Origin of the sequence: Verrucomicrobium spinosum DSM 4136 = JCM 18804, from assembly GCF_000172155.1 — a bacterium.
Taxonomy (GTDB): Bacteria; Verrucomicrobiota; Verrucomicrobiia; order Verrucomicrobiales; family Verrucomicrobiaceae; genus Verrucomicrobium; species Verrucomicrobium spinosum.
On record NZ_ABIZ01000001.1, the window covers coordinates 7,685,638 to 7,699,136 of the forward strand.

Annotated in this window: 13 protein-coding genes; 4 read left to right on the plus strand and 9 right to left on the minus strand. The window is 59.8% G+C overall.

Going from position 1 to position 13,499, the window contains the following annotated elements:
* Positions 1 to 27 precede the first annotated feature (27 nt).
* Complete coding sequence (locus tag VSP_RS30990) at positions 28 to 714, plus strand: metallophosphoesterase family protein (protein ID WP_029190900.1); 687 nt, start codon at positions 28 to 30, stop codon at positions 712 to 714.
* On the opposite strand, the gene VSP_RS30995 is transcribed toward VSP_RS30990, so the two are convergent.
* Positions 706 to 1,617, minus strand: coding sequence for a LysR family transcriptional regulator (locus tag VSP_RS30995; RefSeq protein WP_009965632.1), 912 nt, complete (start codon positions 1,615 to 1,617; stop codon positions 706 to 708). The two genes, VSP_RS30990 and VSP_RS30995, sit on opposite strands and share 9 nt — an antisense overlap.
* A 105-nt stretch (positions 1,618 to 1,722) precedes the next feature.
* Here VSP_RS30995 and ilvD point away from each other — a divergent pair, with 105 nt between their 5' ends.
* Complete coding sequence (gene ilvD, locus VSP_RS31000; RefSeq protein WP_009965633.1) at positions 1,723 to 3,399, plus strand: dihydroxy-acid dehydratase; 1,677 nt, start codon at positions 1,723 to 1,725, stop codon at positions 3,397 to 3,399.
* 795 nt (positions 3,400 to 4,194) lie between these two features.
* Here ilvD and VSP_RS31005 read toward each other — a convergent pair.
* From VSP_RS31005 to VSP_RS31040, 8 genes are all read right to left on the minus strand, one after another.
* Positions 4,195 to 5,547, minus strand: coding sequence for an aminopeptidase P family protein (locus VSP_RS31005; RefSeq protein ID WP_009965635.1), 1,353 nt, complete (start codon positions 5,545 to 5,547; stop codon positions 4,195 to 4,197).
* 169 nt (positions 5,548 to 5,716) lie between these two features.
* On the minus strand, positions 5,717 to 6,721 hold the full coding sequence (locus VSP_RS31010) for a patatin-like phospholipase family protein (RefSeq protein WP_081452833.1): 1,005 nt from the start codon (positions 6,719 to 6,721) through the stop codon (positions 5,717 to 5,719).
* Between the two features lie 204 nt (positions 6,722 to 6,925).
* Entirely contained in the window at positions 6,926 to 8,209 is a 1,284-nt protein-coding gene (locus tag VSP_RS38265) for an SGNH/GDSL hydrolase family protein (protein WP_009965638.1), read from the minus strand.
* A gap of 146 nt (positions 8,210 to 8,355) precedes the next feature.
* Positions 8,356 to 8,754: a hypothetical protein gene (locus tag VSP_RS31020; protein ID WP_009965639.1), complete on the minus strand. Its 399-nt coding sequence runs from the start codon at positions 8,752 to 8,754 to the stop codon at positions 8,356 to 8,358.
* Between the two features lie 153 nt (positions 8,755 to 8,907).
* Positions 8,908 to 9,342 (minus strand): hypothetical protein, encoded by a 435-nt coding sequence (locus VSP_RS31025; RefSeq protein ID WP_009965640.1) that lies wholly within the window; start codon positions 9,340 to 9,342, stop codon positions 8,908 to 8,910.
* Between the two features lie 18 nt (positions 9,343 to 9,360).
* Positions 9,361 to 9,834 carry a hypothetical protein gene (locus tag VSP_RS31030; RefSeq protein WP_157211159.1) on the minus strand — a complete coding sequence of 158 codons (474 nt, stop codon included), beginning with the start codon at positions 9,832 to 9,834 and terminating at the stop codon, positions 9,361 to 9,363.
* Entirely contained in the window at positions 9,812 to 10,936 is a 1,125-nt protein-coding gene (locus VSP_RS31035; protein WP_009965642.1) for an RHS repeat domain-containing protein, read from the minus strand. Before VSP_RS31035 ends, VSP_RS31030 begins: the two co-directional genes overlap by 23 nt.
* Before the next feature lie 30 nt (positions 10,937 to 10,966).
* Positions 10,967 to 12,193, minus strand: coding sequence for a hypothetical protein (locus tag VSP_RS31040; RefSeq protein WP_156345707.1), 1,227 nt, complete (start codon positions 12,191 to 12,193; stop codon positions 10,967 to 10,969).
* Between the two features lie 316 nt (positions 12,194 to 12,509).
* Between VSP_RS31040 and VSP_RS31050 the strand changes: the two genes are divergently transcribed.
* Both VSP_RS31050 and VSP_RS31055 read left to right on the plus strand, forming a co-directional pair.
* Positions 12,510 to 13,058 (plus strand): glutathione peroxidase, encoded by a 549-nt coding sequence (locus tag VSP_RS31050; protein WP_009965646.1) that lies wholly within the window; start codon positions 12,510 to 12,512, stop codon positions 13,056 to 13,058.
* Between the two features lie 129 nt (positions 13,059 to 13,187).
* Positions 13,188 to 13,472: a hypothetical protein gene (locus VSP_RS31055; RefSeq protein ID WP_009965647.1), complete on the plus strand. Its 285-nt coding sequence runs from the start codon at positions 13,188 to 13,190 to the stop codon at positions 13,470 to 13,472.
* Positions 13,473 to 13,499 lie beyond the last annotated feature (27 nt).

The following is a 13,499-nucleotide window of genomic DNA, read 5'->3' on the forward strand; positions in this document are numbered from 1 at the left end:
AAGAATCATGCTCCCTGCCCCCCCTTCATGCGTACCTTTGCCATCGGTGACATTCACGGCTGCCAGACTGCTCTCCAGGTTCTGGACGAACAGCTGAACTTTGGAACGGACGACGTCATCGTCACGCTGGGGGACTATGTGGATCGCGGACCCGACACCTGCGGGGTCATCGATCACCTGCTGGGCCTCTCCAAACGGGCCACGCTGGTGCCTCTGCGTGGCAACCATGAGGTCATGATGCTCAATTCCCGCACCGACTGGAGGACGCTGGACGCCTGGAAAGATTGCGGCGGGGCCGAGACCCTGGCCTCCTACGGCACCACCCTGTTGGAAGACGTGCCGGAACACCACTGGGCCTTTCTTGAGAGCACCCTGCCGTGGTACGAAACGGCCACGGACATCTTCGTTCACGCCAACCTCCGCGCCCATCTGCCTCTCGACCAGCAGTCTGAGAACGTGATCTACTGGGAACGGCTCATCATCTGCCACCCCCACATTTCCGGCCGGCGCATGATCTGCGGCCACACCCCGCAGCACGAGGGGGTACCGCTGAACTTCGGCTACGCCGTGGGGATCGATACCTACGCCTACGGCACCGGCTGGCTCACCTGTCTGGATGTGGGTTCCCCAGATGGCACCTACTGGCAGGCCAATCAGCTGGGCGAGTTCCGCACCGGAAAACTCACCCCGTTGAGCCGCATCGGCTCAGTCTGACGAGAGCAGCTCCAAGAAAGCCTTCATCGCGGGAGAAGTCGAACCGCCCGCCGGATGGGCAAACACATGCGTGATCACGGGTGCCTCCTTGAGCCGCACCACCTCCACACTCCCTCCCAGCACATGGGCCAGGCTTTCCGGTAGAAAGGCCACTCCTGAGCCTGCCGCCACCATCACCGCCACCGCCTGAGCCCGGGGGGATTCCAGGACGATCCGGGGCCGGAAACCTGCCGCCGAGCAGAGTTCTCTCAGCAGAGTGGCAAAGACCGGGGCCGCCTCACTGGAAACCGCGACAAACGGCTCCCGGGCAAACTCCTTGATGGAAACCGGTTTGCGGGATGAGTTGGACCCGCCTGCGCCCAATCTGTGACCGGATGGGACAAAGGCCACGAGCGGCTCCTCCCGCCAGGGGACATGCTGCATGCCCAGCGGGCGGTCCTTCTCATCGGGCATCAGCCCGACGAACCCACCATCCAGTGTGCCCTGTATCATCCCCAACCACTGCTCTGCGGGCGGCATGTCATGGAGCATGACCTGCACCTGAGGATGCCGCTGGCGGAAGCGCCGGAAGGTCTCCACCAGCTTTTCACTCAAAACGGCACTGACAAACCCAAGCCGCAACCGGGCCGTCTCCCCCTGCAACTGCCGCCGCACCGCCTCCCCAGCCCGGAGCAACTGCGGTAAAATCCCCCTCGTCTCCTCCTGAAACACCGCCCCGGCTGCCGTCAGCGCCACCCCTTTTTGCGACCTCTCAAACAACGGTGCGCCAATCTTCTCCTCCAGCACCCGGATGTGCCGGGAGAGCGGCGGCTGGGCCAGATGCAGCCGGCGAGCCGCACGCGTGAAGGAGAGCTCCTCCGCCACCGCCACAAAGCACTCCAGTTCCCGCAACGAGTATTCCATACCAAAACGGTATCATAGCACGACCAAAGCTGTCATTCCAATATGGCAACGCCAGGCCAGTTTCCCCTCATCCAAACCTTAACTCCCAACCCCCTCCTACCTTCCATGAATTCCCACACCATCAAAAAAGGCCCCCTCCGTGCCCCCCATCGCAGCCTCCTCCGTGCTACGGGGGCCATTCAGAGCGAAGCCGACTGGGACAAGCCCTTCATCGCCATCGCGAACTCCTTTGTGCAGATCATCCCCGGTCACGCCCATCTGGATGTGGTGGGGCGCAAGGTGCGGGAGGCGGTGCGCGCCGCCGGGGGCGTGCCGTTTGAGTTCAACACCATCGGGGTGGATGACGGCATCGCCATGGGCCATGGCGGCATGAAGTACTCCCTCGCCTCGCGCGAGATCATCGCCGACAGCGTGGAGACGATGCTCCGCGCCCACTGCTTCGACGGCGTGGTGTGCATTCCCAACTGCGACAAGATCGTGCCGGGCATGCTCATGGCCGCGGCCCGCGTGGACATCCCCACCGTGTTCGTTTCCGGCGGCCCCATGAAGGCGGGGATCCAGCCCTCCACTGGCAAGGCCCTGAACCTGACCTCCGTGTTTGAAGCGGTGGGCGCCCTTTCCGCCGATCGCATCACGGAAGAGGAACTAACTGAGATCGAGCAGCATGCCTGCCCCACCTGCGGCTCCTGCTCGGGCATGTTTACCGCGAACTCCATGAACTGCCTCTCCGAGGCGCTCGGTCTGGCCCTGCCGGGGAACGGGTCCATCCTGGCCACCGCCCCCGCACGCGACCGACTGTTTGAGGAAGCAGGCCGCACCATCGTAGAGTTGGTGAAACACAACCTGCGCCCCTCCCACATCCTCACCCGTCAGGCGTTTGAAAACGCCCTGGCGCTGGACATGGCCATGGGCGGGTCATCCAACACCGTGCTGCATACGCTGGCCATCGCCCGGGAGGCTGGGGTGCCGCTGACCATGGCGGACTTCAACACCTTTAGCGATCGCGTGCCCCACCTCTGCAAGGTGGCCCCCTCTGGCATCCATCACATGGAGGACATCGACCGCGCCGGCGGTATTTCCGCGATCCTCAAGGCTCTGAGCCGCAAGCCAGGCGTTCTGCATCTCAATGCCCTGACCGTGACCGGCCGCACCCTGGGGCAGACCATTGCCGATGCGGAAGTGAAGGATGCCGGGGTGATTCGTCCTATCGAAAACGCCTACTCAGAACGGGGAGGTCTGGCGGTGCTCTTTGGCAACCTCGCGCCGAACGGCAGCGTGGTGAAGGCCGCAGGCGTGTCCCCTGCCATGATGAAGTTCACCGGTCCTGCCGTGATCTTTGAATCCCAAGACGAGGCCAACCAGGGCATCCTCACCGGCAAGGTGAAATCCGGCGATGTGGTGGTAATCCGCTACGAAGGGCCTCGCGGCGGCCCGGGCATGCAGGAGATGCTCGCCCCCACCGCCGCCATTGCCGGTCGCGGCCTGGGCGACTCCGTGGCCCTCATCACGGATGGCCGCTTCTCCGGTGCCACCCGCGGCGGTTCCATTGGTCACGTGTCCCCAGAAGCCGCTGCCGGCGGGCCCATCGCCCTGGTGGAACCGGGAGATCTTATCGAAATCGACATCCCCGCCCGGAGCATGAAGCTTCTGGTGGATGAAGCCACGCTCGCTGAACGCCGTGCCAACTGGCAGCCGCCGCAACCCAAAGTGGCCGCGAGAGGTTTCCTGGCCCGGTATGCGAAGCTGGTAAACAGCGCGGATACGGGCGCGGTGCTGGAGTAGAGAGGGCGGCGATAATGAGCGATCGGCGGCGCATCCAGCAGGCGAAAGCGGTGGCACTTGTGATGTTCTAGAACCACCGTGCTTCAACAGCGCCGGCGACGTCCATTTTATTTTCAGCCTGCCTCAGCTTGCAATGGGTTCAGCGTGTTTCCCTCCGCCAGAGAGCGCTCAAAGCCGGTGTAGTTGTCGACGTGAGGAGGCACAAATTTCCCGGCATGTGGCGATGTGCCGGGAAATAGGATCAAGAGCCCAAGGTGCGAGCCAGGGCGGGTGGGAGCAGGGCGTTGGGTTGGAGAATGTCCCTTGCGATATCGAAGCCGCAGACGCTTCAGTCAGTGCCTGCCAAAGAACCTGGGTGGTGAAGCATCGACTGACAGGCTTCAGATGACCTGTGCCTGGGAAGCTCGGGGAGCGCACCCATCCTGCGTGCTGTTTGCGGCATCTTGCCGCAAACGTCAGTCAGCGCATGACATCAGGTCCAACTGACGTGGGGGTGTTGATGGCGGGGAGGAGGAAGCAGATGCTGTCAGCCGGCCCACCTGATCCTCCTCTGCGGAGGTACCCAACGTTGACTCGCTTAGGGCTCGTCCAACGTTGGGCTGTGTTAGAGATCCCCGTTGGGGATCAGCTTCGACCTGGGGCGGCCACCCCAAAATGCGTGCTGTTGGTCTGTTCTCCTCACGTGGACAACTACAGGGGCGATCTTCGATCATCAAACACGACTCCATGCCCCAAGCCCGGTCCAATTTCACCCCTCTGTCCCCTCTGCGCCTCCGTGGTTAATCCTGAAACTCCTCATCCCCCTTTCGCCCCCGCCTTCTTCTTCACTTTCCCGCTTCCACTTCCACCCGCCATCAATTCCTCAATCTCCTCCACCTCGATCGGCATGGTGGGCATGAGATCCGTGTTCCCCCTGGCGGTGATGACGACATCGTTCTCGATGCGCACGCCGATGCCTTCCTCCCGGATATAGATGCCGGGCTCCACGGTCAAAACCATGCCGGGCGAGAGCTTCTGCCACATGTTGCCCACGTCATGCACATCCAGCCCCAGATGATGGCTGGTGCCGTGCATGAAGTACTTCTTGTACGCCGGACGGCTGGGATCGCGGTCCCGGGCGGTCTTCACGTCCGAACGGTTCAGCAGCTTGAGCTTGATGAGCTCCTCCTCCACAAACGCGCCGACCTCCTCCTGATAGGCCCTGATCTGCACGCCGGGTTTCAGGAGCTTGCGCGCGTGCTTGTGGGTGCGGAGCACGGCATTGTACACGTCCCGCTGGCGGGGGGTGTACCGGCCATTCACCGGAATGGTGCGGGTGAGGTCCGCATGGTAGTTTCCCAACTTCGCGCCGAAGTCCAGCAGCAGCAGATCCCCGTCATTGCAGCGGGCATTGTTGGTGATGTAGTGCAGGACACAGGCGTTCTTGCCGCTCCCAACGATGGGGCTGAAGGCGTGCCCCTGAGCTCCCTGGCGAATGAACTCGTGGATCATCTCCGCCTCCACCTCGTACTCCATGACCCCGGGCTTCACAAAGCCGAGGATGCGGCGGAAGGCGGACTCGGTGACCGCAATGGCCTCCTTCAGCGCGGTGACCTCGGCCGGGGCCTTGATGATCCGCAGCTCGTGCAGGAGCGGGGCCAGACGCTCGTAACGGTGCAGAGGAAACTCCTGCTGACAGCGCGTGATGAAACGACGCTCCCGGGTCTCCACCTCCACGGTGGCACGCAGGGATTCGTTCGTATTCAGGAAAACCTGCCTGGCCTGGCACATGGCCATGCGGAAGAAGCGGTCAAACTGGTCCAGCCAATGGATGGAGCCCGCTGCCACCCCGCTGGCGGCAGACGCCTGGTCCTTGGTCAGTCGTTCGCCTTCCCATACCGCGATCATCTCGCTGGTCTCGCGAAGAAAGATCATCTCCCGCATGGAGGGATCCGGCGCATCCGGGAAGAGCATGAGGATGGTCTCTTCCTGATCCACCCCGCTGAGGTAGTAGAGATCACTGCTCTGGACGAAGCCCAGGGTGCCGTCCGCGTTGGTCGGATACACGTCATTGGCGTGCAGAATGACCAGTGACCCCGGGGGAAGGGATTTGCAGAGACGCTTGCGGGCTGCGGCAAAAACTGTCGGGGGCATGGGACGATAGCGCATGGCGGGGAAGGAAGACTCAAATGAAAAACTTCAAACAACAAACTTCAACCATCACTGCGGGGCGATGCTGGCATTACGAAGTGCAAAGGGATGTCGGGCGCAGCAACGCTGGGACGCGATTTACGGCCCCTTGAGCAGCACCTGTGCTGCACCCATCTTCGTGGAAGAGCTATCTTCCGGCCACGGTGGCCGTGGAAAAGCCAGGCAGCATCTGCTCTTCGCCGCAGCGGCAGGCATGCCGTATCTGATTCAGGATGGCGTTATGCATCGCCGCGGGCACCGCATCGGTGCTGACTGCGGGCTTGCCCGCACCTTCCAGAAGACGGGTCACGGCTTTGGCACCAGACTGGTAACCTGTCTCAAGGAGCAATGACCGCACCTTGCCGGGCAACAGGCCGGGATGCGGGGTCTCGGTCACCACCTCGATCACGCGCTTCCCAGACTCCCGGGCCTGACGCATGCGCATCTGGTGCAGGGTGCCGTTGATGGTGTCGTGCGAAGCCGCGAAACCAGTGGCCACGGAGGGCCAGCGCGGGACGCACTCCGTGCCACGCACATGCTCAATGCGGTGCAGCACAATGGTGTGGATCTCCGGATCCTCCAGCCAATGATCAAAGGGGATCTCCAGGGCCACGCCACCGTCACACCAGCGCATGCCGTCAATGACTTGGTTGCAAAAGAGCCCGGGGACGGCGCAGCTCGCCATGACCCACTGGGCGATGTCCCCCTCCTCCACGAGCACGCACTCGCGGCGGGTCAGGTTGGTCACGGCCAGTTGCACGCGAGGATGGGTGCACTCCTCCAGCCGTTGCTTGGGCAGATGCTTGCGGAGGAACTGGACAAAGTTGTGCCCGGAGAGGATGCCCGAGCAGACCAGGGTGCTCACCACGCCCGGAAACCGCAGCGGAGCCGCCCAGTCCAGAAAGGCCCGCCGCAGCCCGCGCCGCATCACAAACGCCTCCAGATCCGCCCCCTGCAACCCGACCCCACAGAGCGCGGCCGCCACCGCTCCGGCGGAGGTGCCGGACATGTGAGAGGGGAAAATGCCCTGGTCATGCAGTGCCCTCATGAAGGCCGTGTGGGAGTAAAAGCCGAAGAACGAGGACCCCAGAGCGACTGCCAGCCCCTTGGAGGCCGGAGGTTGTAGCGGGGTGGTAGTGGGCATCGAGCTCATGTTTCGGTACAGAAGAGGGCCGGTAGAATGCCCGGGTGAAGGGCCTTTTCAAGGCGGGAGTGGCGGGAGCCCCCGTTGCCCATGCATGTTCAATGCCAAGGGTCTGTGACACGCCCTGCCCGCCCCTAAAACGAAAGCGGGGACGGAACTGGTCGTTCCGTCCCCGCCGGGGTGATGTGGGAAAGGTGAATCTGTTTCCCTGGATCAGAGCACCGGCTCCACCTTGAGCGTGTGCTTCACGGGCACCAGCTTGCTGCGCACCTGGGCGTCCAGCTTTTCCTGCTTGGCCAGCATCTTCTGCTTCAGGGTCGAGATCGCGGCCGCGAACTCCGCGTCGTTCTTGATGTCCTCCGCGAAGTTGCGGAAGTTGGTGATCAGGCCCTTGATCATGGGGGTCTCATACCCCTGCTTGGCCCCAAGAGCGCTCAGCAGACCCTGGAAAGCGGCGTCGAAGGGGGTCTTGGCGAATTCCGCGGGAAGGTTGATCCCGGCGGTAAGCTGCTCCTTGGTGAACTCCTTGGACTCCGTGCCCCAGGTGACCTTGGCCTTGGGAGCATCGAGGTTCTTCACCTTCAAGATGAGGCGGTTCAGATCCTGGTTGAAGCTGGTGTAAGGCAGAATGCTGCGGGTGCTGCCGGAGCCGACGGGGTTCCCGTCAAAGCAGAACGGCCAGGTGGCACTCTCCAGCTCCACGGTGCCGTCCTTGCCGCCCAGCACCTTGTGCCCGCCTATGGCCGAGCCAGCGCCCTTCAGATCCACCGTGATCTCGCCGATATCGCCGCTCACGCCGAGCCCCTTCAGGAAGGACTGCGCCATGAGGAGCTGACCGTTGGCATTGGGGTGCACCCCATCACGGCCACAGACGTCGTAGTCATCGCCCAGGCCCGCCTTGGCTTTGGCCATGACGCTCACCATGTTGTCGTGCACATTGGCAAAGGCGTACTTGGCCTCCAGCGCGAGCTTCTGATCAATGTCCCGCAGGTGGGCAAGGTTGTCATTGTACTGGGCCGGAGTGGCACCCGGGCGGGCGAAGAACTTCGTGTCCACCGCACCGGGAGAACCCACGACCACGTTCTTCACGCCCAGCTCCTGGAGCCTGGCCAGGACGAGCCGCATGTTTTTCTCGTAGTCCGCCCCGATGGTGTCTGCGAAGGGCACATAGCGCCCGTCATTCATGCCATAGCAGAGGGTGGCCACAGTGGGATTGAAGACGGCCAAGTCATTGATGGCCCTCTGCGCAAATCCGCCGGCGGTTTCCCCACTCCAGCCGAACTGGAAGACCTTGATGTCCTGGCGGCCCAGACAAGCCAGCAGGTAGGCCTCGATGTAGCGGGAGTACTGCTTCTGCTCCGTGATGGAGTCTCCAATGATGGCCACACGGGCATTGGGCGGGAGCTGGGAGACGGCAGCGGGCTCACGGGCGGAGAGCACCGGAGCCAGGGCAGCAAGAACCAACGGCAGGGCGAGGAAACGAAGATTCAGTTTCATGAAGGAGGTGAGGAGGTCAAACAAGCACGATCCCCGGCCCAATACGCCGGGGGCACACAAACGCCCGCCAACCGCGTCCTCGTTCAACGACTGACGTTTTTTCATCTTCAAGTTGCCCGGTGACAACCCAGCTTGCACCCGGCAGATCAGGGTTGTTTCCGCGCCAGTTGGCCCTCAATCCACCAGCGACCGCCCTGGTACTGCAGACGATACGCATCCGAAGCGATCTTCTGGCCCTCAACCATCACTGCCACCTCGACCTCGGCCGTGGTGTCGCATTGGGAGCGGGTGGTGAAGGTGGGCTCAGCATCCAGCGGTGCCCCCGCCCCGTTCCCCCACCCTACGCTGCCACCTGCGAAGCAGCGCTCCGGCTGGAGCCAGTAGTCCTCTGCCACCAGGGAGGCCTCCTGCATGAGCAGCGTCATCTGGGCCAGGCCATTGATCTTGCCCGCGTCCGCCATGGCCTTGAACTTCAGCGCCTGCTCACGCATGGCCCCCACATAGGCGGCCACAGTCTGCTCGGGAGTGAGGATGTCTTCTGCCACGAAGGCAGCCTAGCGGGTTCGCCCTGCCGGAAAAACTGAATTCTCCATGCAACTCTACGGCTTGAAAGTTTGACGCGGGAATCCCGTGTTGTCCCCCCGCATGAAGAAGCTGTTGCTCGTTCGCGTTATGCAAACGGTTTTCACAGCTCACTCTCAGTGTTCAACACTGATAATGATGTCGTTTCCATCGACCTCTATTCGCGCTTCTCGACCACTAGGTTCCCTGAGGGCTACCTTCACACGTGCGAGATTGCTTTGTGTCTTGACGAATCCAAATTGGGAAAACCACTCTTCACACTGCTGCATCATTGCGGGATCGTATTTGGGGACATGAATCAGCAAAATGTTTGCGCTCTTGCCAGTCGGTTCGCCTGGGGAGTAAAAATATTGTTTTTCGCCCGGTATAAGGTCGGGCGGGAATGCCCTTACAGCACGACTTCTCAGCAGCAATTCACCCATGAGAGTTCCGTGATGCAACTCGACGGTGGAGTCGATGAAAAACATCGCATAGGCAAACAACGCGACGCACGCAATCCCCGCAATGAGCAGTAGTGCTCCGAGGAAGTGAAAGAGCCGTTTAAGGGTCAAAGAGCAGGGAAATCGCCCCTACGGACGGGTGAAAAAATCAAGAAAGTCTTGCGCCATCCCTTGATAGTCTTCGCTCTCGCAACGATATACTACAATACCGCTCGATGGTGCGTAACTGACAAGCTTAACAACTCTTGTTCCGTGCGACAGCACCATTGGCAAATGACTTCGCCAAAACAATTCCATCGAACTATCATCTTCTTCAGCGATTTCATACGTTTTGCCTGTAACGGATCCCAACGCTTCGGCACTCATGCCAGTAAATTGCCGCCATGAGGTGAGGTCTATCGATGCCTCGGCCGACAACACCATGACCGGATTCAAATCAGCGGAGAATATCCTTTTGAACCGCACTACGCCCGTAGCAGGCGTTAGCTTCAAGAGTGGCAAAATTGAAAGCGAGCCGCTTTTGCTGACGCGTAGAAACTCATTGAAGAGCGGTAAAGAATCTGTCTTGGCATCAAGATGTTCAGATGAGGTGGGCTCCGGCAACGCCCGGTCCACCAAAATCGGTGAAGTCGCCAATGAAACCTTGGGGAAAAGCGAGGTCCACAATGTCGCGAGCCGCACAACGTAGCTTTTCGCTGGAGGGGGAGGGTCCGCCTGTAATGGCATATCCAGACACGCAATACTCCATGTGCCACCTGGTGCATCTCCGACAGAGATGACCAGATATCCAGCATTTCCATTCGGAGTCATTGCCGAGACTGACGACGAACCAGAAATCAATATGGCCAATAGCACGACCCTTTTGATGAATTTCTTCATTGTTTTTGTTCAGTGAAACCCAGCAAGCACATCCATCCACAATTAGTTCAATACTCGGACCAGCCATTTGCGGTTCATCCGCTGTTGGAGTCCCAACAAGCCTCACGAGCGAAATCTCTCGAACCTTTTGCGGCAACTTGCCTGCGTAGCAACACGCAATTCCAAGCTTATCATCATTGGGTTTGAAATCCTCCGCGAGAACTTGTCCCAAAGGATATGGAGCAGCAACCTGTGTATTCAGCACTTTGGCCCCGGGCACCTCAAGAATCACTCCCGTTTCAATAGGGGCATGTGCCCCGTGAGTCATCAGGATGTGCCGGTCTCCTTGATTTGCAAGATGAGTTCGAATTTCCCCAGCGGTTGCTGTATATTTGAACAAAAATTTCACCGTATGGACCGGTTCCATTCCAGCAGCTTTGTATTTTGCAAGACGAGCCCGAACTCTTTCTTCTATGAAACTCTGGCGGCGTATAGGCGTAGATTTCGAATAGTTTACCACAGTCGGCAAATATCCCAATTCCTGCTTCAGGATTGGCAAAATTGGTCTGACCGCCGATGAGGGATTGCTTTCTGAGATGCTAATCCCCTCTCCAATGTCTGGCCCCATTGCAACAACCAACGTCCTCTCTTCAAGGCCGAGATAGTCCCACTTGTTCACGGCATCATTTGCAACAAAGCCGTATAAATTTAAGCCGCCCCTTTCAGCAATTGGATCGCGCGAGAGCCATGTGCCAGTGGCTGGGTTGTAGTATGCCAAGAGGTCTTGCCCAACCAAGAGGAATCCAAGCAGCACGGCAAAGCGGAGGCAGGAAAAGATGACATTCATGAATTTAAATGATCCGGGTTGCAGAGGAGTCTATCGAGGAAATCTTCCGGAGACTGGAGTGTTCTGACGGAAAGCAGGATTTTGTGCGGGAGGCGCGAACATGCGTCGCTGGTTCTGTGCATTGAAGGCTTCTACCTCTCCGATATTTGAAAGAGGGGCGTCGTCGAAGCGACGCCCAGAGGGGACTTGCATTGCAGGAAATATTCCCATCGCACCACCATACTGGTCGCTGGCAATGGCCAGTCCCGCTCCATAATCGGGATGTCCCGGGTGCAGCAGATTCGCCTGCGCATGGGCAATCAGAGCCTCGATGCTTCTCCGGTGAAATTGCAGCACCTGACCACGCAGGGCGAAGAACGCGGCCAGTTCCTCGCGCGGTGAAAGTGAACGCAAATACCAGCCTTGTTTTACTTCCTCATCAGAAATGGGAAAGGGCCACTTCTGATAGTGGGCATCAGGGTAGCAAGTGATGCCATTCGTGCATTCAAAGTTGCGCCGGGTCTTGCCATCATCCCACCGTAGGAAAAGATGCCCTTTGGCGGGGACCAGCTTCAAAGGGTAGCCAAGCTTTCGTCCTACAGCGACAAGCAGCACCGGCATGGAAGTACAAGTGCCCATCCGATGTTCTCCGAGCAACCCTGAGAGAAAAACATCGTCGGCTTGTTCATAGAAGGACTGGTCTTGCAGGCTTTCAGCAGTTGCGGCTGCGATTTTCTTTGGATTGTAGCGCAGGCTGAAATCCTGCCCCAGAACCGTATTGAGCATCACGATGCGATAGAATTCCTCGGAGTTCTCAAACCCGGCCGGATTGGAAGTGAACTGGTGGAAATTTCTTGCCGTCTCGGAACGAACTGCTTGGACCATCTGTTCGAGGTTCTTCAAACCGTCTTGAAGAGTGACTGCACCATGTCCGGGCAGCCCTTCCGCACACAGCAAGTTCATCAAGGCGATGTCCACACCCGCCAGTTCGCTTTCGGATAGTTCAGCAAGCCGTCCCAGGGTGAGAGGTGGCCCGCTTCCATTTGTGTTCACCGCGACAACGGGAGGAACAGCCTTGGGGGACTTTTTGTCTGCGGCAATCCAAAAGGCAATTCCAATACCGAGCACCATCCCTCCCAGGAAAATTCCGGCAGTCCAAAGCGGGGGAGACTTCGCGGTGGAAGCAGCAGGCGATGAAGGAACGCCTCCCGCAGACTCTGCAGCCTTGCGGTTTGTTCGTTCTAAAGCGCGGCGTTCGCGACGAGCCTCTCCCATCACGAGCACTAGGCAACGAAATCACCTAATGGCAATAGAAAAAACTGTAGCTCGCATGGAGTCAAAACCATGCTTCGGCAGCTTGCGTCAGCCCTCACTACGCGCCGCTGATACACTTGCGGCTCGCCAGTTTCACAACCTGATGAAAAGCTAGACTGCGGTTGGGTTGCCCCACATAGGCGGCCACAGTCTGCTCGGGAGTGAGGATGTCTTCTGCCACGAAGGCAGCCTAGCGGGTTCGCCCTGCCGGAAAAACTGAATTCTCCATGCAGGTCTGCGGCTTGAAAGTTTGACGCGGGAATCCCGTGTTGTCCCCCGCATGAAAAAACTGTTGCTCACCGCTGTCCTGGCCGTCTCCACGGCCTTCGCCGCCGACGCCCCCTCCCTCTACGACATCCCCGTCAAAGACATTGAGGGCAAAGAGACCTCTCTCAAACCCTACGCCGGAAAGGTGCTGCTGATCGTGAACGTGGCCTCCCAGTGCGGGAACACGCCGCAGTATCAGGGCCTGCAGGACCTGTACAAAAAGTACGGCGACAAGGGCCTGGTGGTGCTGGGCTTCCCCTGCAACGACTTTGGGGCCCAGGAGCCTGGCTCCAATGCGGAGATCAAGGAGTTCTGCTCCACCAACTACAAGGTGACCTTCCCCATGTTCGACAAGGTGCATGTCAAAGGCCCGGACCAACACCCGCTATTCACGGCCCTGACTGGTTCGCAGGGGGCATTCCCAGGCAACGTGAAGTGGAACTTTGGCAAATTCCTCATTGGCCGCGATGGCAAGCCGCTCCAGCGCATCGAGCCAGGAACAGAGCCCGATGATCCTGCCGTGGTGGCCGCTATTGAGAAGGCGTTGGGCGAGAAGGGTTAAAGCGTGACGTTTGGAGAGGCGGGTCCGCTGACCTATCGGTTGACCCTACCTCTTCACTCCTAACCCTTACCTTCTAACGCTGGTCATTCCCCCTTCCCATCCCGCCGCTCCAATGATAAACCAGCGGCCATGATCAAGTCTTTCATTCAGACCGCCGCGCTCTGCCTTGTCGCTTCCACCCTTGCCAGTTGTGCCGCCGCCCAGATGCCCATGCGCATGCTCCAGGCCATGGGCCGCACCTTGAAAATGGCCGACAACCAGAACGCGCCTGCCCCCACGCCGATCCACCTGCAGCAGCGTGAGATTCAAGACAACCGCGTGCCTGCCAATCTGAATCCCGTCCTGGCCAAAGCCCCCGTGGAGTCCCGCGTGGCAGGTGGTGCCGCCAAGGCAACGACAGGGAACCCCTCCTGATCGAGCCTCTGCCTCCTGCTGGCTCGT

Excerpts from the sequence above, each read along its gene's own strand:
- VSP_RS30990 (WP_029190900.1), top strand. The coding sequence starts at position 28 with ATGCGTACCTTTGCCATCGGTGACATTCACGGCTGCCAGACTGCTCTC.
- VSP_RS30995 (WP_009965632.1), bottom strand. The coding sequence starts at position 1,617 with ATGGAATACTCGTTGCGGGAACTGGAGTGCTTTGTGGCGGTGGCGGAG.
- ilvD (WP_009965633.1), top strand. The coding sequence starts at position 1,723 with ATGAATTCCCACACCATCAAAAAAGGCCCCCTCCGTGCCCCCCATCGC.
- VSP_RS31005 (WP_009965635.1), bottom strand. The coding sequence starts at position 5,547 with ATGCGCTATCGTCCCATGCCCCCGACAGTTTTTGCCGCAGCCCGCAAG.
- VSP_RS31010 (WP_081452833.1), bottom strand. The coding sequence starts at position 6,721 with ATGAGCTCGATGCCCACTACCACCCCGCTACAACCTCCGGCCTCCAAG.
- VSP_RS38265 (WP_009965638.1), bottom strand. The coding sequence starts at position 8,209 with ATGAAACTGAATCTTCGTTTCCTCGCCCTGCCGTTGGTTCTTGCTGCC.
- VSP_RS31035 (WP_009965642.1), bottom strand. The coding sequence starts at position 10,936 with ATGAATGTCATCTTTTCCTGCCTCCGCTTTGCCGTGCTGCTTGGATTC.
- VSP_RS31050 (WP_009965646.1), top strand. The coding sequence starts at position 12,510 with ATGAAAAAACTGTTGCTCACCGCTGTCCTGGCCGTCTCCACGGCCTTC.
- VSP_RS31055 (WP_009965647.1), top strand. The coding sequence starts at position 13,188 with ATGATCAAGTCTTTCATTCAGACCGCCGCGCTCTGCCTTGTCGCTTCC.